This is a genomic window from Neobacillus sp. K501 (assembly GCF_053749995.1).
In genome coordinates, this window is sequence record NZ_JBSLYA010000006.1 from 209,826 (window position 1) to 236,324 (window position 26,499).

At 38.4% G+C, this 26,499-nt stretch carries 23 protein-coding genes; 6 read left to right on the forward strand and 17 right to left on the reverse strand.

What is annotated here, in order from left to right; genetic code table 11:
* Positions 1-28: 28 nt before the first annotated feature.
* Complete coding sequence (locus ACWM35_RS15370; RefSeq protein WP_454819674.1) at positions 29-1,717, reverse strand: acyl-CoA dehydrogenase; 1,689 nt, start codon at positions 1,715-1,717, stop codon at positions 29-31.
* A 243-nt stretch (positions 1,718-1,960) separates the two neighbouring features.
* The gene (locus ACWM35_RS15375) at positions 1,961-3,220 is read right to left on the reverse strand and encodes an MFS transporter (protein ID WP_454819675.1); all 1,260 of its coding nucleotides are present in this window, start codon (positions 3,218-3,220) and stop codon (positions 1,961-1,963) included.
* Between the two features lie 126 nt (positions 3,221-3,346).
* Here ACWM35_RS15375 and ACWM35_RS15380 point away from each other — a divergent pair, with 126 nt between their 5' ends.
* Positions 3,347-4,549, forward strand: a complete 1,203-nt coding sequence (locus ACWM35_RS15380; RefSeq protein WP_454819676.1) for a CynX/NimT family MFS transporter — start codon at positions 3,347-3,349, stop codon at positions 4,547-4,549.
* Between the two features lie 182 nt (positions 4,550-4,731).
* Here the strand turns inward: ACWM35_RS15380 and ACWM35_RS15385 are convergent, their stop codons facing one another.
* The 3 genes from ACWM35_RS15385 to ACWM35_RS15395 form a co-directional block, all read right to left on the reverse strand.
* Complete coding sequence (locus ACWM35_RS15385) at positions 4,732-5,907, reverse strand: sulfite reductase subunit alpha (RefSeq protein ID WP_454819677.1); 1,176 nt, start codon at positions 5,905-5,907, stop codon at positions 4,732-4,734.
* Between the two features lie 182 nt (positions 5,908-6,089).
* The gene (locus tag ACWM35_RS15390) at positions 6,090-7,910 is read right to left on the reverse strand and encodes a cache domain-containing sensor histidine kinase (RefSeq protein ID WP_454819678.1); all 1,821 of its coding nucleotides are present in this window, start codon (positions 7,908-7,910) and stop codon (positions 6,090-6,092) included.
* A 3-nt stretch (positions 7,911-7,913) separates the two neighbouring features.
* On the reverse strand, positions 7,914-8,687 hold the full coding sequence (locus ACWM35_RS15395) for a response regulator transcription factor (RefSeq protein WP_454819679.1): 774 nt from the start codon (positions 8,685-8,687) through the stop codon (positions 7,914-7,916).
* A 237-nt stretch (positions 8,688-8,924) separates the two neighbouring features.
* On the opposite strand from ACWM35_RS15395, the gene ACWM35_RS15400 reads away from it, so the two are divergent.
* The 3 genes from ACWM35_RS15400 to ACWM35_RS15410 all read left to right on the forward strand — a co-directional run bounded on the left by ACWM35_RS15400 (position 8,925) and on the right by ACWM35_RS15410 (position 12,179).
* Positions 8,925-10,295 (forward strand): ABC transporter substrate-binding protein, encoded by a 1,371-nt coding sequence (locus ACWM35_RS15400; protein ID WP_454819680.1) that lies wholly within the window; start codon positions 8,925-8,927, stop codon positions 10,293-10,295.
* A 73-nt stretch (positions 10,296-10,368) separates the two neighbouring features.
* Positions 10,369-11,265 (forward strand): carbohydrate ABC transporter permease, encoded by an 897-nt coding sequence (locus ACWM35_RS15405; protein WP_454819681.1) that lies wholly within the window; start codon positions 10,369-10,371, stop codon positions 11,263-11,265.
* A gap of 14 nt (positions 11,266-11,279) precedes the next feature.
* On the forward strand, positions 11,280-12,179 hold the full coding sequence (locus tag ACWM35_RS15410) for a carbohydrate ABC transporter permease (protein ID WP_454819682.1): 900 nt from the start codon (positions 11,280-11,282) through the stop codon (positions 12,177-12,179).
* Positions 12,180-12,347: 168 nt separating this feature from the next.
* On the opposite strand, the gene ACWM35_RS15415 is transcribed toward ACWM35_RS15410, so the two are convergent.
* The 5 genes from ACWM35_RS15415 to ACWM35_RS15435 form a co-directional block, all read right to left on the reverse strand.
* Positions 12,348-13,184 carry an ABC transporter ATP-binding protein gene (locus tag ACWM35_RS15415; protein ID WP_454819756.1) on the reverse strand — a complete coding sequence of 279 codons (837 nt, stop codon included), beginning with the start codon at positions 13,182-13,184 and terminating at the stop codon, positions 12,348-12,350.
* A gap of 45 nt (positions 13,185-13,229) precedes the next feature.
* Positions 13,230-14,276, reverse strand: a complete 1,047-nt coding sequence (locus tag ACWM35_RS15420; protein WP_454819683.1) for a FecCD family ABC transporter permease — start codon at positions 14,274-14,276, stop codon at positions 13,230-13,232.
* A 51-nt stretch (positions 14,277-14,327) separates the two neighbouring features.
* Entirely contained in the window at positions 14,328-15,398 is a 1,071-nt protein-coding gene (locus tag ACWM35_RS15425) for a FecCD family ABC transporter permease (protein ID WP_454819684.1), read from the reverse strand.
* 4 nt (positions 15,399-15,402) lie between these two features.
* The gene (locus tag ACWM35_RS15430; RefSeq protein WP_454819685.1) at positions 15,403-16,407 is read right to left on the reverse strand and encodes an iron-siderophore ABC transporter substrate-binding protein; all 1,005 of its coding nucleotides are present in this window, start codon (positions 16,405-16,407) and stop codon (positions 15,403-15,405) included.
* Between the two features lie 536 nt (positions 16,408-16,943).
* Positions 16,944-17,051: a hypothetical protein gene (locus tag ACWM35_RS15435; protein ID WP_454819686.1), complete on the reverse strand. Its 108-nt coding sequence runs from the start codon at positions 17,049-17,051 to the stop codon at positions 16,944-16,946.
* 232 nt (positions 17,052-17,283) lie between these two features.
* Between ACWM35_RS15435 and ACWM35_RS15440 the strand changes: the two genes are divergently transcribed.
* Positions 17,284-18,837, forward strand: a complete 1,554-nt coding sequence (locus ACWM35_RS15440) for an ABC-F family ATP-binding cassette domain-containing protein (protein ID WP_454819687.1) — start codon at positions 17,284-17,286, stop codon at positions 18,835-18,837.
* Positions 18,838-18,963: 126 nt separating this feature from the next.
* On the opposite strand, the gene ACWM35_RS15445 is transcribed toward ACWM35_RS15440, so the two are convergent.
* The 5 genes from ACWM35_RS15445 to ACWM35_RS15465 form a co-directional block, all read right to left on the reverse strand.
* A complete protein-coding gene (locus ACWM35_RS15445; RefSeq protein WP_454819688.1) occupies positions 18,964-19,659 on the reverse strand; it encodes a Na-translocating system protein MpsC family protein in 696 nt (231 codons plus the stop codon).
* 80 nt (positions 19,660-19,739) lie between these two features.
* Entirely contained in the window at positions 19,740-20,435 is a 696-nt protein-coding gene (locus ACWM35_RS15450) for a Na-translocating system protein MpsC family protein (RefSeq protein ID WP_454819689.1), read from the reverse strand.
* A gap of 245 nt (positions 20,436-20,680) precedes the next feature.
* Positions 20,681-21,805 (reverse strand): ATP-binding protein, encoded by a 1,125-nt coding sequence (locus ACWM35_RS15455; protein WP_454819690.1) that lies wholly within the window; start codon positions 21,803-21,805, stop codon positions 20,681-20,683.
* A gap of 263 nt (positions 21,806-22,068) precedes the next feature.
* The gene (locus tag ACWM35_RS15460; RefSeq protein ID WP_454819757.1) at positions 22,069-22,521 is read right to left on the reverse strand and encodes a DUF4275 family protein; all 453 of its coding nucleotides are present in this window, start codon (positions 22,519-22,521) and stop codon (positions 22,069-22,071) included.
* Positions 22,522-22,741: 220 nt separating this feature from the next.
* Positions 22,742-23,344: a TetR/AcrR family transcriptional regulator gene (locus ACWM35_RS15465; protein WP_454819691.1), complete on the reverse strand. Its 603-nt coding sequence runs from the start codon at positions 23,342-23,344 to the stop codon at positions 22,742-22,744.
* A 252-nt stretch (positions 23,345-23,596) separates the two neighbouring features.
* Here ACWM35_RS15465 and ACWM35_RS15470 point away from each other — a divergent pair, with 252 nt between their 5' ends.
* Positions 23,597-24,547, forward strand: a complete 951-nt coding sequence (locus ACWM35_RS15470; protein WP_454819692.1) for a DUF5692 family protein — start codon at positions 23,597-23,599, stop codon at positions 24,545-24,547.
* A 103-nt stretch (positions 24,548-24,650) separates the two neighbouring features.
* On the opposite strand, the gene ACWM35_RS15475 is transcribed toward ACWM35_RS15470, so the two are convergent.
* On the reverse strand, positions 24,651-25,505 hold the full coding sequence (locus ACWM35_RS15475) for a DUF6612 family protein (RefSeq protein ID WP_454819693.1): 855 nt from the start codon (positions 25,503-25,505) through the stop codon (positions 24,651-24,653).
* A 238-nt stretch (positions 25,506-25,743) separates the two neighbouring features.
* The gene (locus ACWM35_RS15480; protein ID WP_454819694.1) at positions 25,744-26,406 is read right to left on the reverse strand and encodes an acetate uptake transporter; all 663 of its coding nucleotides are present in this window, start codon (positions 26,404-26,406) and stop codon (positions 25,744-25,746) included.
* Positions 26,407-26,499 lie beyond the last annotated feature (93 nt).

The following is a 26,499-nucleotide window of genomic DNA, read 5'->3' on the forward strand; positions in this document are numbered from 1 at the left end:
TTCAATCCAAATAACATACCGTGACTTCTTAAGCTTCTCTCAACGCCAGCACTTGTTCCTTCCAGATCCGCTCTTCTTGTTCTGCGTTAATTTCAGGCCGTTTTAACATTCTTTCCAGATAGTCAATTTGTTCGGATGTATTTTCAAATTTGGACAAATGAGCTAAAGCAAATTGAGCAAAATCGCTGACCATGAACTTAAAAATATGGTTCAATAGATCCTCTTCAACTTGATACAATTTGGCATTCTCCAATACAAGCTGTGCGTAAACAACCATGGTAAAAAGCTCACCTAAATGGAGCATATGATTTTTGTCTTTCGCTTGCAGGTTAGTCGGCGGCGCGTTATAAAGCATTTCGCGGAATAAATCCACTTGTTCTAAAAACGTTACAACATTCGGCTGCTCCACCCCATCATAGCAGCGGCGATAATTTGGGAACTTCACACTTGCAAGCGAACCAGTTGTTTGCTTAAAAAGATTAGAATCATCCTTTGCATCACGGCGGATTGGAATTTCTGCAAACTCTTTCTCATGGAAAAAGTAGTTTTCCATAAACTTAATAACTAAAGCCATATTTACATGCGTTGTTCCTTCTAGGCGTGGAATCATACCGATATCACGAATCGCTAATTCCATATACGTATCCTGTTCAAAACCTTTGGCAGCGACAATATCCAATAGCATATCAATTACTTCCATTCCCTGCTTGGTGACTTTCATTTTTTGAATCGGATTAAATAACAGATACCTGCGGTCTTCTTCTGAAGAGGAGCGGAAGTAATCAACAGCCCTAAGTGCATAAAGTTTCATCGCAATGATCCGTGCAAAAGACTCTGTGAATAATGCTTTTACATGACTAAAATCGGTTACCTTTTGTCCGTACAAGACACGCTCACTCGCATGGTTTAGTGCTTCATAGAATGCATGCTGACATATTCCTGCTGATGCAAAGCCTAATTGGAACTTGCCAATATTCACCGTAGATAAGGATGAATCCCATGCCGCTTGTCCTTTTGATAAAATTTCCGCTTCGGTAATTGGGTAGTCGTTAATTGAAAATGAACCTACAAACGCTGGCCTTACACCCGATGTGTATATTTTCTTTTCTAAATGATAATGATCATCTTTTGGATTAACAACAAAGAAAACAAATTCATCCGTTTCTGCCATTCGTCCAAATACGGAAACAAGCGCCGCTTCATTCGCATTTCCGATATAATACTTTGACCCATTTCCTGTGTAAGTTCCGTCTTCCCGAGCCAATAGCTTCATTTCATTTGAGTACAAATCCGCGCCATGTTTTTTCTCGGACATCCCAAAGGCAAAAATGCCTCCATCCCTTAGTAATTGCCCTGTTCTTTGCTTGATAGCTTCATTATTGGACATCCAGATCGGACCAAGTCCAAGAATGCTCACTTGATAGCAATATTGATAGGCTAACGAATAGAAAGCTGTCAACTCACTGTAGTCACAGATACGTGAAAGATCAAATCTCGCATCCTTCTCCCCATACCCCGCAGGCGTTAATAGAGTTGAAAAAATTTCCTCTTCCTTTAAAAATTCAATAAAGTCGTCATACCATTTACATGCTTGATCCTCATCTTTTAACTTCGCATTTCCCTTTTTTTCAAAAAAGGAAAGAGTCTTCTCCATTATTGCTTTTGTTTTCTCATCTTCTAGTTGTTGGTTTAATTTCTTTGGGTTTAAGAAAAGCATCGTATCTCCCCTTTAACTGAATGAATATTCATTCATAAACATTTGCTAAACACCTTGGAAATTCCTGCTTATTTATAAATATTTTTATATCTGATCCCCACCTCATGTATTTTTTTGCTAAACGGGCATCAGATGGCTTCCCTGATGACACTCCACAGGGTTTTTCTTGTTAAACGGGAATCAAGGGGCTACCAAAGGTCAGTTACCTGATTTTTCGGACAGCCCAATTATCTTTTTTCAATACTATGATTTTTCTTCCTCCAAACGCTTTTCCTTAATAAGAATGACCCCCACCAATCCAATAAAAGAAAAGATTACGGGAGTGAAAAAACCATAATAGTATCCATCAGCAATACTACCTGACTCAGTCAGATAGTGATCCAATACCATTCCAAAAATGCTTGGCAGCAATACCGCACTTAAAAATCCACCCGTATTTGCAACTCCTGATACGAGTCCAGATTCGGTTATTGGAAAAGACTGACGAACGACAGCAAACGTTAAGGCACTTGCCCCATACCCAAAGCCAATCAAAAAGAAAAGAATAATGAGTACTAAAAATGGCGGATTCCCATTAAAAGAAAGAAAGGTAGACCAGCTCAATAAAGTTATGATATGAACACACACATACGGTCGTTTAATCGTTGCTAACCGACTTGAAATCCAACTTGTCAGGGGAGCACCAATCAGTGCCCCAATAAGCCCCATCATGATGAGTTGACTTGCACCGGAACGTGTCATTCCATACATATTCATCCCGAATGGAACTGCCCATGAGCTGATAAAACCCGCATAGGAGCCGACTACCCCAAAGTGACAAAAGAATAACGCCCAAGCCTGTCGACTCGAAAATATTCTTCTTAGTAAAACCGACATTTTTTCCCGTTGTGTATTATTTATAATAGATAGCGGTTCATTTGGAAAAATTCGTTTTGGTTTTTTTATTAGTACAAAATAAAGAAGCATGCCACAAAAACATAATAGGAGCCCCGTTGAAAAAAATGCCCCCCTCCAACCTAACAGGTCAATCCATGCTGAGAAAGGGACGGTCGCTACAAGGAAACCAAGGCTGCCTGTCATTCCTGCAAAGCCAATTAATCTGACAAATTCCTTTACATTGAACCATTGCCCTAAAATCAACACCATATTGACCCAGATGGTCGCATCCCCTGTCCCCGTTAAGATCCTAGCAAAAAAAAGAACATATTCATGTGTACCCAGACTATAAATGATTGTCCCTAAACCTGTAAGTATTGCACCTATAATAAGGAAAAAATTAGGTCCAAAACGATCAGCCAAAATCCCCATCGGAATTTGCAAACCAGTGTATACCAAATATTGAATGCTGGTCAGTAACCCAATCGTTGATGCCGTTACCTGAAAATCCCTCATCACTTGTTCCGTGATCAATCCTGGGGCGGTTCTTTGACTCGCCATGAATAAATATGTAAACAAGACAGAAGCAAATACAACCCATCTAAATTGGCTAGTTTGTTTATCCACTGACTTCTACTCCTGTTCATTTTTACTCCTATATATATGGATTTCTTTTAATGGTAGAAGTCATATTAACCTTTTTCCATCTTTTAGTGCTATACTTTAGAAAGTTTGGATTATGGAGGATTTTTTATGGAGTTACTGAAAACCAAGGCTTCTGCTCATTCTACGTATATATATTTATTCATTGCCGGAATTGTCCTTATAGCATTTAATCTGCGCCCTGCTATTACTTCATTAGGGCCATTGGTCGGGATGATTCAAGAGGATATTGGGCTGGCACACTGGAGTGCCGGACTATTGATGAGTCTGCCATTAATTGTTTTTGCTGTCATGTCCCCTCTCGTTCCTAAAATAGCTTCCCGACTCACAAATGAACGAACGTTAATGATCGGCTTAACTACTCTGTTAATTGGAATAACGATTCGCTCGATTCCAGTGGCTTTTTTCCTTTTTACCGGGACTCTTTTAGCTGGTTTGGGGATTGCCATTGGCAATGTTCTATTGCCGGCAGTTGTTAAGGAACGATTCCCTCAAAAATTTGGACTGATGACTAGTGTTTACTCGACATCGATGGGATTGGTTGCCTCTTTAGCATCTGGGATCAGTGTTCCTTTAGCTGTGGATTTGGAACTTGGCTGGCAGGGAGCCCAGATTGTCTGGGGATTACCAGTTATCATCGGTCTCATCCTGTGGTCGATTCTTCTAAAAAATAATCAAAAGGGTAGAAGCGGCATTCAACAGAAGCAAAGTACTCATTCTAACCGTATGTGGCGTACACCTCTTGCCTGGCAAATTGCCATCTTCATGGGGTTTCAGTCGTTTTTATTTTATGTAACGATTTCGTGGTTACCTGAAATCTTGCACAGTAATGGGATGAGTATGGAAACAGCGGGATGGCTGCTTTCCTTTACCCAGCTGGTAGGATTACCTGCTAGTTTTATCATCCCTGTCCTAGCAGGACGTTTTCAATCACAAGTGTGGATTTCTTTTTTCCTTGGAATATGCGCTATTTTAGGCTATAGCGGCTTATTAGCTGGCTCAAGCTATCCTGTATTAATTGTTAGTATTATGCTAATTGGGCTTGCATTGGGAGGAAGCTTTCCCTTAGCTCTTAGTTATATTGGCCTTCGTGCTCGAAACGCACAAGAGGCTGCAGAATTGTCAGGGATGACACAATCAACAGGGTATATCCTTGCCGCAGTCGGGCCACTACTGATTGGATATGTCTATGACTTAACCCATCTGTGGACTGTTCCGCTAATGATGTTAATTGGCGTCTCTGTTGTGCAAATGATCTTTGGAATGCTATCAGGGCGCAATCGATATGTTTAAACTAAACTAAACTAAAAAAGCAAAAGAGTCGATGATGAACTCCTTTGCTTTTTGTATTAAGAACTTGAATAATACAGTTACAAAACTTGGTGCTAGTGAATAAAGCTTAAATTATGTTATTCTTCATGTCAGGAAGCTATATTATAGAAAGCCTCCGATCCAAACGGAACGGAGGCTTATTATTAATACACGTCGCGTTGATAACGTCCTTGCTTTTGCATATTTTTAAGATACGCTTCGGCTTCTTCGCGGCTCATAGTACCTTCTTTTTCAATCACATTAATGAGCGCTTCGTTAACGTCCTTCGCCATATGGTCCTTATCCCCACATACGTAGAAATAAGCTCCATTTTCAATCCACTCAAACAATTCCTTACCCTGTTCAAGCATTTTGTGTTGAACATAGACTTTTTGAGCACCATCACGGGAGAATGCCGTATCTAGTTTTGCCAGTGCCCCATCTTGTTGATATTTTTCCAACTCAGCTTGATATAGAAAATCTGATGCAGCATGCTGGTCTCCAAAAAACAGCCATGAACGGCCTGAAGCTTCATTCACTGCACGTTCCTGTAAGAAAGATCGGAATGGGGCAATCCCTGTTCCTGGGCCAACCATGATAATATCTTTATCTTGAGTCTCCGGTAAATGGAAATGTTTATTTGGTTGCACATAGACAGGAAGAGTATCTCCTTCTTGAACACGTTCAGCACATAAAACGGAACAAACGCCTTTGCGTTCGCGTCCATGTGCCGTATAGCGTACAGCACCGATCGTTAAATGAACTTCGTCAGGATTAGCACTAATGCTGCTTGCTATCGAATAAAGACGCGGCGTCATTTTTCTTAAAATAGCGACGATCTCTTGTGCAGATGCCTTCCATGGACCAAAATCACGTAATAGATCAAGCAAATCACGCCCATAGCAATATTCTTTCAGTTGGCCTGCATTTTCAACCAACAGCAGCTTTTGCAGCTCCTCATTATCTGTAAATACAGCAGCCTGTTGTAAAATCTTCTTCGTCAGCAGGGTAATTTCAAAATAATTTGTTAGCGCACTCTTAAGCGGAAGTGATTCACCTTGCTTACCTACTGTTACAATCTCTTCCTCATTCCAATTCATTTCTTCTAGAATGGAAGCCGCCAGTTCAGGATCATTCGAAGGGACAATGCCAAGTGCGTCGCCAGGGTTATAAGAAAAACCTGAACCCTCTAATGATAACTCAATATGCCTCGTTTCCTTACTTGACTCTGTACCATTTAAATTAATATTTTTTAGAACCTTCGCTTGAAATGGATTCGTTCTTGAAAATAGCAGTTTGTCACTTTTGGTTTCATTCGGGTTTTCCATAGTTAGTTGCATCGCTTTTTACCTCCAAAAGGATTATATAAATAAGATAACATAGTAATAGCTTATCAGATGTGTATTTTGACACACAATACCAAAATAATGTTAAACTTCAAACATTTCCCTCTATTCAATCATTGGAAATCCTCTAATAAATTTCAAGAGCCGCAAGCAAAAATAAAAACCATGTCCGTTTCTTACCTTTTTTGACTTTCTACAGGAATCCTTACCGTTACAGTTGTACCTTCCCCTTCAGCGCTGGTAATCTCAAGTCCATATTGATAGCCATAATAATACTTAATTTGGTCATGCACATTTTTAATTCCAATATGTGGCTCATCCATTCTGCTATTATCGTCCGCCAATCGTTTCTGAATCTGCTGAAGCCTATCGAAACTTATCCCAATTCCATTATCACGAACGGTTATCAACAGGTCTCCTTCCGAATAAGCTGTCGAAACCTCAAGGAATCCCGCCCCATTTTTCGGCTCGATGCCATGAACAATTCCATTCTCAATGATTGGCTGTAAAGAAAAATGGAGAACTCTAACTGACTCGCTGCGGGGAGCCAGATTCTCGCTATACTTGATTTTTTCACCAAATCTCATTTGTTGAATCTTAACATACAAGCGGATATGGGATAATTCCTCCTCTAAAGAAATCGTTTCTTTACCAGTCTGAATATGACCACGAAACAGACTTCCAAGAAGGCCGATCATTTCACTTATATCGTGTTGTTTGTTTATCACTGCTTTCATCTGAATCGTTTCTAAGGCATTCGCTAAAAAGTGGGGATTAATCTGACTTTTTAGCGCTCGATATTGAGCAATCTTTTGTTGTGCTCTTAAGATGGAGGACCTTTCAATATAAATCTGGATATCTGTAACCATTTTTCTAATTCCATTAAAAAGGACGCCAAATTCATCCTTACGGTTGCTGCTTAAGTTAACATTGAACATTCCTTTACCAACTAGCAAGACCTGCTTGCTTAAAAATATAACTGGCTTTGTTACCCTAATAAAAATGAAATACATAAATAAAAGAGCCGTAATAAGTGAAAAGAATGCCGAGCTTAACGTGATTTTCCGCAGCATGTCCGCATGCTTTGTGATCTCTCTATCTTCAATATACTGAACAACCTTCCAGCCGGAATAGGGAGAAGTGATAAAATTGATGAAGGAATTTTCCCCGTCAATGGTAGAATAGTAATCTCCTTTTTCTTGCTCCAAAACTCTCAAAAGGAAAGAACTTTTTTCACTGATCTTAGGTGAAGTATCTGTCATTTTATAATGGGTATCATAAATAATTCCTCCATTGGAATCCAAAATGATGAAATTCCGGTCTTGATTCTCTGATAGACTTAAAATTTCACTTAGTGAATCCAAACGGATATCAATTAATAATACGCCTAACGGCTGTCTTGTCCCTTTTTTGTTGATAACCCTGGCAATGGAAATAACGGATTCATCCGTGTTTGTTTGATAAAATGGTTTATGTAGTCCAAGTAGTACGATACCGCCTTTTTTCTCAAGTGTTTGTTTATACCATTTATCATTTGTTATGTTTAAGGCATCATAATTATCCCGTTTATTTAGAGCAGAGTAAAATACCCTGCTGCCCACATAAATTTGGACACTCTCAACATTTTTGATTGATACTTCAATTGTGCTATTAAAATGTTCTATCGCATTTTGGAATTGAATGCTTTGAAATTCTTCAATACTAGTGCCGCTAATAGATAGATTAGTAAGGGCATTCTGCAGCTTAGTATCCATTAATGCCGTTAAGGTCCCTTTTTCAATGCTTTGTAAATATTGATCTATATTAAATGACAAATTGTTTAGAATGAGATTCGAACTAGTTTGATATTCATTCTTTACCGATTGGATCGAGTACAGATAAACGATAATCGAAATAATCAAAAGCGGAATGGTGATGGTCATAATCATTAGAAAAAAAATCTGATGATTTAATCGTTTTAATTGAAATACTTGAAAAAACTCGCTGAATTTTTTCACTTATTACACCCTCAGGTTCTTTCTATACTCGGTAGGTGTCATTCTACTAATACTTTTAAATATTTTAACAAAATGTTTATAGCTTTGGTATCCACACATTCTTGCAACATCTGTAATTGATAAATGTGGCTGTTTTAAACATTCTTGTGCATATTTCACTCTTATTTCGGATACAAAAATCATATAATTTTTATTCAATTTTGTTTTAAACAAACGACTTAAGTAGGATGGATTATAGAAAAAGTGCTCCGCTACCGTTTGAAGGGTTAGATCCTGTTTGATATTTTCCTTAACGAATGTTTCGATTTGCTGAAATAAATGAAGACCTTCAGAGTCTATTCGGTCTTCTTGCTGATTCAATCCGTCTAAGTGTGATGCTGTTGTAAGAAGCTGCTTTCTTTGTTTTATGTTTTCGATACAAGTTGAAATGGTTGCAAGGCTTTCTTTGTATTGCAAGGGCTTTAATAAATAATCATGGACCCCTCCCAAATGTATAGCTGTCTTCGCATAACTAAATTCACTAAAACCAGTCAAAATAATAAAAATAGTATTTGGAAGTTCACCGCGAAGCTGTTTAATCATTTCTAGCCCATCCATTTCGGGCATACGGATGTCCGTTATAACTAAATCAGGCTGTTCCAGAAGAGCTATCTCTTTTCCTTGTTTCCCATTTTCAGCTTCCAGGATAATCGTAACCCCTAGCTCCTCCCAATTAAAATATTGTTTCAACCCCTCACGCACTAGCAGCTCATCTTCCGTTATCATCAATTTAACCATTGTTTTCCCCCAGTAAATTTTATCTAAATCCTTTTCCTATGTTTTATATAAAATTATACTTAATAAATCGCAGCACTTAACAAAAAAACAATAAATATCACAATTTTCAAACTACTATGTAAAAATAAGGGCATGAATGTAAAATCTATGGGATTGTTTACATTACTGATCCATTTTATGATAATCACTGAAATATGAAAACGCTTTAAATATAAATAATTAAAAGGGGGAAATAAGATGCCAGTTTTGAAGAAGAGACTAACCATATTCCTAACAATGATTCTTACTTTTTCATTGTTCTTGGTTGGGTGTAGTAAAGAATCTTCACAAAGCAACACGAATGAAGCAGCGAACGGGAACGACAAGGGCAACTCTGAATCTGTTGAAATCACATGGTGGGCATTTCCAAACTTCCAACCACTCGATGGCGAGGTAGGAAAATATGAACAGCAAATTATCGATGCATTTAATAAAAAGCATCCAGAAATTAAGGTAAATCTGGAAATGATTAGTTTTGAAGGCGGACCTGAGAAGCTTAATTTAGCGATTGCTTCTAATACAGCGCCTGATATGATCTATGATGCACCAGGCCGAATTATTGATTGGGGTAAAAAAGATTTGTTAGTTCCTTTAAATGACATGTTTTCAAAAGAAGTAAAGGATGATATTTCACCTGCTCTGATGAAGCAATCAATGGTGGGCGATGATATCTATATGTATCCATTCAATACAGGTCCATTTATGATGGCTGTTAACAAAACATTATTTGAGAAAATTGGCGCTCTTGACCTACTACCGCTCGATCGTCCCGAACGTACTTGGACTGTCGCCGAATTTGAAAAAGCTTTACGTGCCGTGAAAGATAAGGCCCCAGAAGTAATTCCTGCAGGATTCTTTGCAAAGAGCACTGCTGGAGACCAAGGTACTCGAGGATTAATTACCAACCTTGGGGGAAGCAGATTTTTAACAGAAGATTATAGTGAAGTGGCGATTAACTCACCAGGAGGCGTTAAAGGCCTAGAGTGGGTTGTAAAGGCTTCCAAAGAAGGATTAATTGCTCCAGGTGCTGCCTCCCTAGCCGCCCAAGATAATAATGACCTGTTTTTACAAGGGAAAATGGCCTTTACAATCAATTACTCTGCTGTAGTAAAAAAACAATTTGAACCAAACAAAACGGTCGAATTTGAAGACATCTTACTGCCTTATCCAACTCCTGACGGCTCGGATCCAAAGCTAGAACCTTTCCTTGGAGGGATGGCAGTTTTCAATAACGATGATGACAAGAAGGCAGAAGCAGCGAAAAAACTGATTGATTTTATTATCAACGATCCTGAATGGGGTAAGAAAAATCTCCAACAAACCGGAGGGTTATCTGCCCGCAACTCCATTACCGGTATATATGAAGGTTCTGAATACGAATATTCGGACCTGGCTCGAAAATTCATAACCGATCCTCCGACGATCGCAGATGGCTATGCCGAAATCCGAAATTTCTGGTTCCCAGCTTTACAAGAGGCTCTGCTTAGAACAAAGTCAGCAAAAGAGGCTTTAGATGACTTTGCTGAAAACGCAAATAAAGCCATTAAAAACGGGAAAGTAAAACAATAGACTTACCGAAGAGGAGGAGCCTATTTATATTGCGCTCCTTCTTTTATTACTAAAAGTAGATTGGGGGCTATATATGTCAGCCATTATCAGCAGGTTAAAGAAAGATAAATATCATGACTGGTTTATGAGCTATCTGTTTTTATTTCCGGCATTAATATTCTTTATTATTTTCGTCCTTTACCCCATGTTAAAAGGCGTCTATATGAGCTTATTTGATTATAATATTACAAGTTTTGAGTTTATTGGATTAGAAAACTATAAGACTTTATGGCACGATGAAACGTTTCACAAATCCGTAAAGAATACCATTATGATTGTAGCAGTGGCTGTTCCGATCATTATTGCCTTCTCCCTTTTTGTTGCGATGGCCGTCTATAAAAAAAGTGAGTTTACAAGGTCCTTTTATAGGGGTGTGTTTTATCTGCCTGCTGTCACATCGGTTGTAAGTGTAACAGTTGTATGGGGATGGATTTATCATCCAAACTTTGGCGTTCTTAATTATCTAACTAGTTTCTTAGGAATGGAGCCTATATCATGGCTAGGAGATACAAGAACCGCTCTAATGGCGATTACCCTTATTTTAATCACCACCTCCGTCGGGCAGCCGATCATTCTCTATATTGCTTCATTAGGCAATATCCCTACTTCCTATATTGAAGCTGCTGAAATGGATCAGGCAACTACAGGTCAGATTTTTCGTAAAATTATCTGGCCGCTGCTGATGCCGACTAATCTTTATGTCATCGTGATTACAACCATCAATTCCTTTCAGATCTTTGCGCTCATTCAGCTCCTTACTTCCGGGGGACCCGTTTATAGTACTTCAACCGTTATGTATGGTGTTTACGAACAGGCCTTCAAATTAGGGAATTTTGGGCTTGCATCGGCAATGGGTGTTGTCCTTGCAGTCATCATAGGTATCATTTCTACCATTCAATTTAAGTACTTCGGCAATGATGTTGAATATTAAAAGGAGGGATATTGTTGAAAGCACAAACCGAGTTAAGTTCCAAGCAAAGTTATAAGAAATCACCAAAAGAGATCAAGCTAAATAGCCGAAAGAAGCAACGAATAGGCCCAATAAGAATTGTTTCAGCCGTTATTTTGTTGCTTACCGCATTATTCTTTATTTTCCCGTTTTATTGGATTGTCACAGGTTCATTTAAAGCTCAGGTTGTAGCAACAACGATACCGCCTGAATGGTTTCCGCTTCAACCTATATTAGATAACTGGGTAACCTTGTTCCATAATCCTGCTTTGCGCTGGACATTTAATAGCTTCTTTATTTCTTTCTGTGAAATGATTGGGGTTTGTTTAGTAAGTGCCGCTGCCGGTTTCGTACTTGCGAAAAAAGTATTCCCTGGCCGAAAGCTGATCTTTGCCATCCTGATTGCCGCAATGGCACTCCCGAAACAAGTGATCCTAGTTCCTTTATTTACGATGTTAGCAGATTGGGGCTGGGTAAATACGTATCACGGGCTCATACTTCCGGCCATTGGCTGGCCATTTGGGATCTTTTTAATGAAGCAATTCGCACAAACCATCCCAAATGAACTGCTCGAAGCGGCGAAAATGGATGGAGCGGGCCATTTCCGTACCTTCTTTTACATTGTTCTCCCAATGCTAAAACCGGCCATTGGGGCATTGGCAATCTTTACTTTCATGACAAGTTGGAACGATTACTTCAGCCAGTTGGTTCTTACCCGTTCCACTGATATGATGACACTGCCACTCGGTATCGCCACTATGCAGGGTGAATATAAGACAAACTTTGGAGTCATGATGGCAGGTGCCACACTCGCCTCCATTCCGATGATTACGATTTTCTTACTATTCCAAAAGTCATTCACACGCGGCATTACATTAGGGGCGGTAAAAGGTTAATACATCATAACTTTAGTCCTCGGAGGATTTCGAAGTAGACTTTTACAATGATTTTCAAAAAGGAACAGTGAAGGATAACCTTCACTGTTCCTTTTTTTATACAAAGTCAGTTTAGATCAGTGCTGGGAGGTAAGAACGAACAAGATTTGTTCCTTTCCATTGCACATCTTATTTGGATCGATCCCTGCCAAGTGGAACGATAAGTGGAGTACGGGTAACCGGGTCTTCGAGGACATGACACTTTAGACCAAAAACTTCTTCGATGAGTTCTTCACTGACGATGTCGGATGGGCTGCCTTGGGCGATTACTTCGCCTGCTTTCATGGCGATTAGATGGGTAGCATAGCGGGCAGCTTGATTTAAATCATGAAGAACCGCCACTAAGGTATTCCCTTGTTCATTGAGATCGGTAAATAATTCAAGCAATTCAATTTGATGGGCAATATCTAGGTAAGTGGTCGGCTCATCTAATAAAAGCAAGGGGGTTTGTTGAGCAAGCAGCATCGCTACCCAGACACGTTGCCGTTGGCCGCCGGACAGCTCATCAACAAAGCGGTTCGCAAGATCACTTGTGTTCGTCAGCTCCATCGCGGTTACAACTGCCTCTTCGTCTGCCTCCGTCCATTGTTGAATGAGATTTTGATAAGGATAACGTCCATGTGCCACCAAGTTGGCAACGGTGATTCCCTCAGGGGCAACCGATGATTGTGGCAGAAGACCAAGCCTTTTCGCGACTTCCTTTGATTTATAAGTACTAATTTTTTTTCCGTCTAATAATACATACCCTTTTGAAGGTTTAATTAAATTTGAAAGGGTTCGCAAGAGAGTCGATTTCCCACATGCATTCGGTCCGATAATGACCGTAAACGATTGGTCAGGTATCTCAATTGAGAGATTTTGAGAAATCACCCGATGGTCGTATTGGGTGGTAACATCCTCTGCTCCTAGACGAGAACGTTTAGGTGATATCGCTTGGTTTTGAATGTCTGCTTTTGTTATGACCATAATCAATGACAACCTCTTTCAAAAATATCGGTATAGTAATTTCCCTTACGAGGCAGAGCGTGCTTGGTGAAACAATAACCAAATTAAATACAAGCCTCCAAGAGATAACGTTAGTACCCCTACAGGAAGTATCGTTCCGGGAATCATTCGCTGTGCTAGAACATCAGCACTTAATAAAACAAATGCACCAACCGCTGCTGTTGGAGCCAAGCTTTCCGTCGTATTTGTAAATCGAAGGGCAATTTGCGGAGCAGCTAGTGCCACAAAAGTAACCGGTCCCATTATTGCTGTTGCAGAAGCGGTTAGGGCAACGGCAATCACAATCAATAAAAGCTGTGCCCGTTCGAAATGGACACCATGGGACATAGCCGTATCCTTTCCCAATCCCATTTCACGGAGAGGGCGATTCATGAACATGCCAAAAATCAGTAACACGAATACGAATAGAATGGCTGGCAATGTATGGTTCCAGTTGACTCCATTTAAGGAACCTACTCCCCAAGCACCCGCTGTTAAAGCAACCTCAGCTTTACTCTGGAGAAGAAGCATCGAATTAACACTGCCTAAAACAGTAGAAATTGCAATTCCAACAATAATTAATCGGAAGCCCTGTGTGCCCTTGCGAAAAGCAAAGAGATAAATAACAAATGCGGTTGCAAATCCACCGATAAGCGCCCCCAATGCAATGGAAGTAAAGGACATCGACTTGATCACAAGCATCACAACCAAGGCACCTGTGTAGGACCCTGATGTAAAACCAAGAATGTCAGGTGATGCTAAAGGATTTCTTGTAATTGACTGGAAAATCAATCCACTTATTGCTAATCCTGCACCAAAAACAATTGCCGCTAACACCCGAGGCAGCCGCCACTCGATCACAACCGTCCGTTTAAATCCTGTCAAATCACCAACAAAGGCAGAAAAAACCTCCGCAACACTTAATTTAAGCGTTCCAACCATAAGGGAAAACAAGCTGAGGGCTATAATAGCTGCAAGGAAAATGGCAGTAATAATCATGCTTTTTACATCCAGGCGCAGCTTTACCGGTCCTTTAAGCCGCACATATTTCCGACCAAAATCAATTCGATCCATGAGATTCACTCCTTTTATCGTAAACCCGATATAATTGTTCCTGTCCCTGTATTATAAACGACTCGCTTTTCGTCTTCTCACAAGGATAAGAAGAATAGGGGCACCGACAAAACCTGTGATTATACCAACAGGAACCTCTCCTGAAGACATGACCACTCTTCCAATAATATCAGATAGAAGCAAGATCAATGGGGCAATGACCAAGGAATAGAGGAAAATCCATGGTTGATCGGGACCAACAAACCATCGAACACAATGAGGAACCATTAAACCGAGAAAAACAATGGGACCCGCAATAGCCGTTGCACCACCTGCTAATAGTGTAATAGAAATAAGCCCAAAAATCCGAATCATCCCAACATTTACACCAAGAGAGGAAGCACGATCATCACCAAAGGCAATCGTATTTAACGCTGGAGCAATGACTAAGGCTAATAATATGCCCACAATGAGAACCGGAATAATCGGCCATAGATCCTCAAGTGCTTTGCGCGCTACTGAGCCGACTCTCCAATTCAGCATCCCAGCAAAAGCCCGGCTATTCATCAACGATAGCGCAGTAGTGATTCCGTCCAATGCTGCCGCCATTGCTACTCCTGCTAGAGTAATTTGTTCTGGTGTTGGCGATTTCTTCCCTGCACCACCACCAATGAAATAGATGGCAACGGTTGCAACTAATGCCCCCGCAATCGCAAACCACATATAAATCGCTGTGGAGGAAATGGAAAAAATACCAACTGCCAATGCAACAGCAAAGGCTGCCCCTGCATTCACGCCAAGAATGCCAGGGTCAGCCAGTGGATTCCGTGTCAAGGCCTGGATCACAGCCCCAGCTAAACCAAAGGCTGGTCCAACTGCAAGGGCAACGATCGTCCGGGGTAAACGGGACTCATGAATAATGGTATAGTCATAACTATTGGAGGAGGAAAACAAAGCCTCCCAAACAACACTAAAGGAAAGTGACTTCGCTCCGATCATGAGACTTAGGAAAACTGCCACCGCCAAAAGGAATAGGGCGAATACTAATCCTAAAATCCGTTGCAACCGCAAGGCAGTAATTGTTTTAATTTTCTTTTCAACTACTTTTTTTGGTTCACCTTTTGGCTGCTTACTTGCTGTCACGAGTTTACTCCCCGCCTTCTAAGGCTTTATTAAACATTTCTGGTAATTTTTCAATGGCCCAAATTAAGGCTGGTGCTGTACCTGATGAGAAGGCATTCGCATAATCGCCGTCAACAATCACGGCTCTTCCTTCTACTACTGAAGGAATTTTTTGATAAAGGGCATTTCCCGTAACCTCTTTTGAGTCTACGAATATTGGTAAAACGACTGTTAAGTCTGCATTTAGAAGCTCTAATTGTTCGTCTGCTACTTTAATATAGAAAGCACCGTCTGCTTGTGTTTCAATTTCTTCTTTATTTGTAAAACCAAGCTTCGTCATAAAATCAACACGTGAATCACCGGATACATACGCTCCCCAGCCTTCAGATGTGTACGCACCTACTGCTACGGTTTTGTCAGCAAATTGTGGGTATTCTTGTCTTGCCTTTTCAAAAGCTGCCTCAACATCCTTCAATAATTGCTCGCCCTCTGTTTCCTTACCAAGGGCCTTCGCAATCATTTGAACCTGTTGTTCAGAAGATGTCAAGTAACTGTCGCCACCTTCAGGAACACCGATAGTTGGGGCAATTTCAGCAAGACGATCATATCGCTCCTGATCACCGGAAGATCGAACATCAAGAATTAAGTCTGGTTCGAGGGAAGCAATTTGCTCATAATCCAGTTCCATCGTTCCAAGAATGGTCGGTGCGTTCTTATAGGCACCTTTTAACCACGGACCTACCCCTTCGTCACCAAAAGCAAGCCAATCACTAGCCCCAACAGGTTCTACTCCAAGAGCTAAAGCGGTTTCCGCATCACCCCAGCCAAGGGCCACAATCCGTTCAGGCTTTTCTTTTATTTCAACCTTACCAAATTTCGTTTCAATTGTCGCACTAAAGTCTTCTGTCTTCTTACCTGAATCCTTCTTAGACTCTTCGGTTGTATCAGAGCCACATCCTACTAAACCAATTGCTACTATCATAACCATAATGAAACTTAACAATCTGGTTAATGTTAAATTTTTCTTCATTAATATACCCCTCTCAACTCTCACTAACTTAATAATCAAACAATGATAATGATTATCATTTTCTAATTCTATTATTTAAAACTTGTCGCTTTTTGTCAACCATTGTCCAAGAAGAATGGAACACCAAAAATACATTATTAAATTTTAAAATATTGGAGGTTGTAGACGGTACAAATCCTATTACAAAAGCATAACTAATTGGAATTGAAGGATCATCTATCTTCCCTGATTTTAATATTTCCTAAAGACATAGCAGATATTTACAAGAATTAATTAATATCATTGTCACAAAGTGTTCAATAAATTGGAGTAGCAATGCATTCTTTTTAACGACAAAAAGAGGATATCCCCAATGTGACTCTTTTGTTCTATATTGATACCAAATGAATATGGACAAATATATATAGATTATTTTGCAAAATAATCATGGCGTTCGAATAAAATATCAACATCAAGTGTCGCTTCAAATAGAATAGAAAAAGAGAAATTGAGGGCGCTCAATTTCTCTTTTTTCTCTGTTACGGTATTCACGACAATTATTTAACTAATTTATTACGTTCAGTGAATTGCGGAGGTTGTTCCATCCAGCTTCGCTCAATCATTAAATTCATCCCATCTTCACCATATGCCCCTGATTTGGACATGAATCCTCAATCGTTTAAATATGTTCCCCATAAACTTGAAATTTCGGCACTCGTTAATTTGATAACCCCTGCTTTTTCAGTCATTTTCTATCCCTCCATTTTCAGTTCGTTTTCCCTACTAATGGAATAGCATTCAAAAATTACATGTTGCACTTGAAATAACTTCAAGTAGATAATCTAGTCTAAATTTAGTAAGATAACCACATGTGATATTAGATAAGGGGTTAAAAAAATGAGCGTATTAAACGTCAAAAATTTAAGTCACGGTTTCGGTGATCGTGCAATTTTTAATGATGTGTCTTTTCGACTGTTAAAAGGAGAGCACGTTGGACTGGTTGGGGCAAATGGTGAGGGTAAGTCTACTTTCATGAATATTGTGACCGGGAAGTTACAGCCAGATGAGGGGAAAGTGGAGTGGTCACGAAAAGTACGTGTTGGTTATTTAGATCAGCATGCTGTCCTGCAAAAAGGTACAACAATGCGAGAGGCTTTGAGTACTGCTTTTCAATATCTATTTGATGCTGAAGCAGAAATCAATGAACTTTATGCAAAAATGGGTGATGAAGGTGCTGATATCGATGCACTGCTTGCTGAAGTTGGAGAGCTTCAAGAAACTCTAGATAGTAATGATTTCTATCAAATTAACTCAAAGGTTGAGGAAGTTGCTCGTGGTCTAGGGTTAGACGATGTTGGACTCGATCGAGATGTAGATGATCTTAGCGGTGGGCAGCGTACGAAGGTTTTGCTAGCTAAGCTTTTGCTAGAAAAGCCTGAAATCCTATTACTAGATGAGCCTACGAACTATTTGGATGAACAGCATATCGAATGGCTGAAGCGCTACCTGCAGGAATATGAGAATGCATTTATTTTGATATCCCATGATATTCCATTCCTGAACAATGTGGTTAACTTGATCTATCACATGGAAAACCAAGAGTTGAATCGCTATGTTGGTGATTATGATAACTTCTTAAAGATTCATGAAATGAAGAAGCAGCAGCTAGAGTCTGCTTTCAAGCGTCAACAACAAGAAATTGCTGATTTGAAGGATTTCGTTGCTCGTAACAAGGCAAGTGTTGCGACTCGTAATATGGCGATGTCCCGTCAGAAGAAGCTCGACAAAATGGAAATCATTGAATTAGGGAGAGAGAAGCCGAAACCAGAGTTTAACTTTAAAGAAGCTCGTGCAGCGAGCCGTTGGATTTTCACGACGGAAGATCTTGTTATTGGTTACAATGAGCCACTTTCCCGCCCGCTGAATTTAAAAATGGAACGCGGACAAAAAATTGCCTTCGTTGGTGCCAACGGGATTGGTAAGTCTACGCTGTTAAAAAGTATTCTCGGGTTGATTGATCCCATTTCGGGTAAAGTGGAACGTGGTGAGTATCAACACATCGGTTACTTCGAGCAGGAAGTGAAGCAGTCCAACTACAACACTTGTATTGAAGAAATTTGGGGCACATTCCCAAGTATGAATCAGGCTGAAGTCCGTGCTGCTCTTGCAAAATGTGGATTAACGACGAAGCATATTGAAAGTAAAGTCGAAGTCCTTTCTGGTGGCGAAAAAGCCAAGGTTCGCTTGTGTAAAATTTTAAATACTGAAACGAATTTATTAATTCTGGACGAACCTACCAACCACTTAGATGTGGACGCAAAAGATGAATTGAAACGTGCTTTAAAGGCCTATCGCGGAAGTATCTTGATGGTATCCCACGAACCAGATTTCTATCGTGAAATTGCGACCGATATTTGGAATTGTGAGGATTGGACTACGAAAGTGTTTTAATTAAAGATTAAAGGGGTATCCAATGAATAAAAATCACTTGGGTACCCCTTTTTATTATCCATCCAAAATTTTTAATTAGATTTATTAAAACATCTCTTCTATTTTCTTTTCACTTCAAACGTTGCATTACTTTAGGACAAAGCATATGATACTTTTATCTTCGTGAAATTCCCAATCCACAAATATATCTGCAACAGGATTGCTGAATATTTCTTCAAAGCGACCATCACGGTGTAGATACGACTTTTCAAGTTCATCCTTAGTGACCAACAGAGTCTGTTCAAATCCCTTAGCAATTAACGCCTTTTCAATTCGCACTAAAATTCCATCTCGTTTTACCAAAAAAATCTTTGGCGAAATACAATAGGCAACTGTTTTCTCAGGTTTTTTTTGCACCAATATACTAATTCTATCAACCTCATCGATTAAAGGATTCAGGTCAATATGGGCATCTTGATTCTGGCCAACAAACTGAGTAACAACACTTTCAAATTGAACAGTTATCATACCCGTATTTTGCGGATAATTCCAATCGTGGTAAAAGGATTCAATGTCCTGTTCAAATTCCAGCTCAAGAATCCCCTTTAATTGGTTAAGGACTGTTTTCATGACAATATTTCGTGAAATATCAATGTTATCTGAATTTCCGTGCTCTAACAAAGTAGATTCTAGTGGAGACATGAAGCCCCGGATGTAAAAAACGAGAAACCTCTCATTTGCAAAAGCAAAACAGGATTCCGGTCCACGCCCAAAATTTTTCCTTAACAATTTACTAGTTAAACTGCTAATATCCATTAGCTTTTGTTGCAGGGACAAAGTCATCAGTGCTAAGACCTCACTTTCTCAAAACAAAAAAATACTGCCTGACATTATCATGCCCAGGCAGTAAATTCTTTATTTTTTTAATTAGTATAACCTTTATTAAAAATGAAAATTAAATAACTTCTATTTTTTTTAGGATCCCACATCATAAATAAATCTTCAATCGTCCGTTTAAATAATTCTTCAAATACTTCTCGATGCTTATGATACCCCTTTTTAATTTCCCTGTTATTGGTAAATAACAAGTCGGAATTTCCCTGTTTAACAAGTAAATAGTCTAGTGGAAGAATGACTCCTTTTGATTCAATCGCACAAATATTTTGGGTATACTTAATAACCTTGAGGTCATTAGGAATTTTATGCAGCTTGGATCCTACTAGTCGAACTAATTGAAATAACTTCCTCTCCAAGCTTTCATCTATCTTAACATCAGGATTAAAACTATTATTCACTAAAAGTAATATACCCGAATTAGAATGATAGTTCCAATCTTGATAGAGTGATTCAAAGGGATTTCCTAATAATTTTGATGCCTCACTTAATAATTCATCTGACAATGCTGTTATGACTGTCGACCGGTATTTCATCATTAAATTAAATTCTTGCTTCTCCGTTAAAATGTCCTCAGCAGGTGTCCTAAAGTTACGGATATAAACATATAATCTGTTTGCCCTTAAAACCGCGTAACATGTTTCAGGACCTTTTCCAAACCCCCGCTTTATAACTTTACTAAATGAACTGCTAAGAGACACCAAATCTTCCTGAGTTGCAACCATTCAAATCCTCCTTACAAAAAATAAAAAAGGCCTAACTTCACAAAAAGGAAGTTAGGCCACAGTTAGGACGACTATAAAGATAGTTTCCACCATTTACCATCACAATAAGTTATGACAAATTTTATATGAATCAATCATTTTTAACAGAATAATATAACTAATGACTGCAAGACATTAGACAAATATCATTTTAACAATATTACGAAAGGATAACAACTCCCTGAGATAATAATTAATAAAAATTATTACCCTTGTGTAGGTAATGGTAATTCAACATGAATGGAGGCTCCATTTGAATCACTCTCTATGTGTATGTCTCCTTTATGTTCCTTGATAATTTGCCTGCTTACTAACATGCCCAGTCCTGTTCCATTTTCTTTCGTTGAAAAAAAAGGCTGTCCAATTTGGTTAAGAATCTCCAGCGGAATACCAGTACCCTGATCACTGATACTAATTTTGACTAGTCCCCCCACAATGGGACTCCCTTGGATTCGCAATATTCCCCCATCGGGCATTGCTTCGATTGCATTTTTTATATAATTAATAAAAACTTGTTTCAATTGGTTATTATCCCCAATGATACATATATTAGAAAAATCAAGTTGCTTTTTTATTTGAATATTATTTAAATGGGCTTGAGGTAGCATAAGGGTAACAACTTGATCCAAAAGTACTTGGAGTTTTACTCTTTCATATTTTTGCTTAGATGGTTTTGCAAGCACCATTAATTCTTTTAAAATGGCTTCAATTCGATCAATCTCGGAATTTATGATTTCAAGATAGATTTTATTACTATGGTTTTCTCCCATTATTAATTGTATAAAGCCTTTGATTGCTGTAATTGGGTTGCGAATCTCATGGGCAATTCCGGCTGCCAACTGTCCGGCAGTAGCTTGTTTTTCCGAAATACGGGATAAACTTTTAATTAAGGTATGATACTCCTTTTCACTTTCCGTTGTAAGCCTATTTTGTTCTATGATCGTAATATTTTTTAAGATAAGATACGAACCTAGAAAATCCTTTTCAAAAAAGATTGGGATTGAGGTAATGTTAACATCTAGTATACCTCTTTCAATATCTTGTATCTTGCCATCAAAATTATCGAGTTTCCCCTGTTCTCTACCTTTAAAAAAGTTATGCGCTGGTTCTAAAGAGTCTGAAATAAACAGTTTATTTAATGATAATTGTTGTAATGTATCTCTTGAATAGCCCAAAAGCGGTTCACAAGCATTGCTGGCATATTCAATATTCCCTTTCAAATCGATTAATATAAACGGATCACGATTTTTTGATAGAATCGAGAAGTCCTTATCCATATTAGTATCTCGATAAACTTTTAAAAGAACGCTCTTTAGGTCGGTTCCATGCATAACGATAAGGCTGATTCCTCCTTTTTTAATTTAATAAAATAAAAAAACCACAATAAGAGCAGGAACCCCCTACTTCTTACTGTGGTTTAAAAATCTAGCATACTATTCTAGAATTCGTTACCGAATAGATTTCATTATTTACTTTAATTTCAAATAGATCAGGGCATTAACCCTATATCCATAATAATTATATTATATTTTTAGAATTTTTGCAATATTTTACCTGAAATTTCTTCTAATAACAATTTTCTAACTATCTCACTTTACCTCAAAGGCAAAAATAAAACCCTTTTCCGGCTAAAATAAGGACCGCACCAGCATGTTTCATGAGTTCTTACATAAGTCCAATTAAACTCTTGATCTACTACGTATACATCCTCTTCATTGACAAAGTCCGCAGCTGTTAGGGCTGAAGCATTTTCAAGGATATAAGCATCATCGGTATGCTGATAAAAAACATAACAAAATTGTTTTGATTGTTTGTTAAATGTTATATCCGCTTGTTTTTCTTTTAAGCATTTCCTTTTTTCATAACTAAATACATGCCATAAGTAGCCACAGAAGCCATCTTCATCATAAAGATAAATTGATTTCTTTTCTTCATCACTAAGATGATCGACAAAGGTATCTTCCCATTGCTTTCGTAGATATGTCCCCCATTTAGGTATTTCTATCACTCTTACTTTTTTCATTCTTAGTAATGATACTAGATCCATATATTCCAACATGACACCCACTTACTATATAATCAAATTGCTAAACATAGAAAAACTTCTACCAGAGATGATTATATTCTCCTTTATGGAAGGGATTACCTTCATCAAGATAAACCTGAGCCACTAATAATATAAATGCTGTCACACCCCAGAAATTTGTCGAAGTTCTACGACAGGATTCAGGTTGTGACAGGCACTTTTCATTTTGTCTTTTTCACACTCACTGGTTGCTTCCCTGTATAACCTCGAAGAAGTGAGAAAAGCCTTGGTTTAAAAGAAACTCTAATACCTGGTTAATATGTTTGAGGTCTACAGTGTTCGTATTCAGCAGGGTTTGAAGAACCATCCCATCGATGCCAGCCATCGTCCAAGTTGCAACTGCTTTCGTTAAGGGGCCTTTTTCTGTATTGTAAGCTTGAACAAATATAGCTTCTAATCGGTTAATCCAATCTTCATACTTTTCCTTAAACTTATGCTTTAATTCCTCATTTCCTAGCATAGCCTCGTGAGCCAAATAAAATTGTAACCGATTCTCTGCATCCTTTTTAAATCGTTCTTGCATACCAGCAAATATTTCCTGAATTATTTCTTTAAACTTTTTCTTATCTTCAATCGATACAGTTGCAATTCGCCTTATCTCACTTAATCCTTCATCCATCACATCGTATAATATGGCTTCCTTTGAATCGTAATAGTGATAGATCGCACCTGTACTGACTCCTGCCTTTTCTGCGATTCCTCGAATTGTTGTTCCTTGAATACCGTGTTCAATAATAATTGCTCTAACTGCATCTATAATTTTCATTTTCCCATCGGTCATCATCAGTATCGATACTCCTTACATAATAATTACTCATTATAACACAAGCTTTTAGAGCTTTCTGATGAGTACCTACTGCTTAGAAATCCAGATTGACAACCTCCGTAAAGTTTGTTACATTTTTCACATAAACATACCGAACGTTCGTTATGTTTATGAAAGATCGCTTATACTGCTATTATCCAATTGTTACAGAGAAGAGTTTGTATCTGGTTAGAAGTACATTATTTCCAAAACTGAAAGGAGAGTCATGTTATGTTCTTTTTTGAATCCATCCCCTGGTACAATGTTATTATGTGGTTTGTTGTTTTTGGGCTTCTAATTGCATTAAATGAAGTGGTTCGTTCTAGTAAGATTGGAAGCGTTATCATGTTCATTGTTTTTCCAGTCGTTTTAACACCTATTTGGCTTTTCACAGCCGACCCGGAAATCACATCCTGGTTCCATTGGGTGAAGGTTTATTCAGCCTTAACTGGGAGTTTGATTTACATGGTGATTCGTTTTACAAACTTCCACAAAAAGCATCCATGGTATCTTATCCTCGTTCCTGCCATATTGGCAATTAATATTGCCGAGGCCGTTATTCGGGAGTTTCAAGTAGGAATTATGGGTTTTGAAGGAATGGTTGATGGAATGTATTATATCTCTGGCGGTTGGAACTATGTGAACGCCATTGCAGGAATATTGAATCTTCTACTCATATGTGGTTGGGTTGGAATATTCGCTACCTCTGGTAAGAAAAAGGATATGCTGTGGCCAGACCAAACAAAACTGTGGATTATTGCTTATGGTCTATGGAATATCGCCTATGTTTATTCCTGTGCACCAGGCAATGCTTTTTATTCAGGATTTGCACTAAATATCGCTGCGACTGTACCTGTTCTCCTTTGGGCAAAAGGGACTTGGATGCAAAACCGTGCCCAAACACTATCTTTTTGGATGATGTGGGTCATGACATTCCCATACTTTTTTGCAGTCGGAAGCAATTTCAATGTTAGTGTGTCATATAATCCAGTAGCTAACTGGACAATTGCGCTAATCAGCTTAGCATTAAATGTCATTCTAGCTGTCTGGCAAGTTACGAGGATTGTTAAGTATCGACTCAATCCTTTGAGAGATGAAATTTGGAAAGATACAAAGGAATATGAGGAGATTAATGCATTACGTGAAGAATCAAATAATCATCAGGATGCTGCGGTGAGTTGAGCTTTACGAGTTTGACTAATTTACCCTCATACATCTGTAATCTGAAAAAAATGGACTACTACTAAAAATAGTCCATTTTTTTTGTTACAACTTGAACAAGATATTATTGTCCTGCTTCTATTGCACCTTCAAGAACCTCTTGAGGAATCACAATTTCCTTAAGATGGTTATGTTTTACATACACTCCATTCATATCCTGTGCAATTTTAACCGTTTCACCTTCAGCTGTCATTTCCATTACCATGTTGAGATTTAATACTGTTGGATAGAATGTCTTTTTGTCAATATGAATCTCGTAATCCATTTTGTTAATTTTTATATTTTCAAAGACTTGTTCCGAATCAGCCATTCCCGCAGGCAATGTCTGTTGAATCGTTTCCTTTAAGTAATCAGTAAATTTCTCGCCAGAAGCATTTAGTAATAGAATGTAACTTTTATCGTCCTGTTGGAATTTAAAATCATCAACAAATTTCTTTAAGTTCTCAATTTCTGCCGCTGGATTGGTTTGTTGATTAGATACTTTCATTAGTTCGTCCATCATTTCTGCCGGGAACTTCATCCAAGTTTGGCTAGTAGGATCATAATAATACATACCGTCGTTGGAAAAGTAAGATTCCATTTCCATGACTTCCTCAGTATCAGGCATCTTCATGCTCATTTTTTGATAGAAAGCCATTGGATTCTGCACAACATCCATTTCAAGAGTGGTATCAATTTTCATACTTGCGGCTTCATCTTGATTAGAGCTAATGTCTTGCTTAATATCCATTTTGACATTAAAGCTTTTTAATTCTTTCGCTGCTTCGGTTGTTTTGTCAAAAACTTGCTTTAACGTAAGCTCTGAATTCTCATTGTTCGCAGGTTTTTCCTTTTTACTTACTGGTTCTGCACTAGAATTACAAGCAGCCAGCATCAATACTAAGAAAAAACCTAATAAAATCGAAAAACCTTTTTTCAACACTTCCACACCCTTTTCTATATCTATATAATTTTTCCAACTTATACATTATAAGGGTTTTAATAGAAAAATAACTCCTACCTTTTTCCTGTTTTCCTATTATTTGGATTTATACAATTACAATTCATTCCGGCTTTTTCCGCTTTTAGAATAAAATAAGTGCCTGACACACCCCAGAATTTGCCGAAGTTCTTCGACAGGATCCGGGTTGTGACAGGCACTTTTAATTATCTAGTGTTCACCCAATTTTGAGACTTTTTTCTGTTCTCATTTCTTTTTTACTTTGATTTGTAAATATGCCAAATGGTTTACCTACAGGTAAAACAACTTGACCAAAATGTGCATTTAAAACCGCTGCAGCAGACCCATAAAATGAGAATAAAGCAATGAGTAATTCAGAAATTGCTGCAAGCATATGTGAAAATTCATACATGATATCAAATGAGCTTAGGGACAATCCGACAAATAAGAAATCAATTAGCACAAAAATAAAAAACAGTACTTTATGGGTTTCCATTGCACCGATCGTCATAAATAAGCTAAAGATTAGATAACCGACGAATGCGACACCCAACTGTTTCGAATCCGCGTTAGCAAGGACCTTTTCGCCTAAAGCACCTAATTGGATCAACCATGTTGTTCCAACACCAAACCAAAATAATCCAAATGCCCCAAATGCCGTTGTTCCAAATACATTATTCTTTTTTGAATCTAGGAAACTTGCAATTAATTGTGCAAGACCACCTAAAAAGAAAGCCCATGGCAGAATTAAAGCAGTGCCTTCTGTCAGTCCTAATTTTTGTGTTGATGCTACAAGCGTAACCATTGCTAAACCAAACAGCCCAAGTGCAGATGGATCAGCTGTAATAATTTTTACTGAGGTATGATTTTGATTATTCAATGTTGTATAATTCCTCCTTAGAAATATGCCTTACTAAAGATACAGAAATTCGTCTGTTTTGTCTATAATAAAAATTTGTTATTTATGATCCGT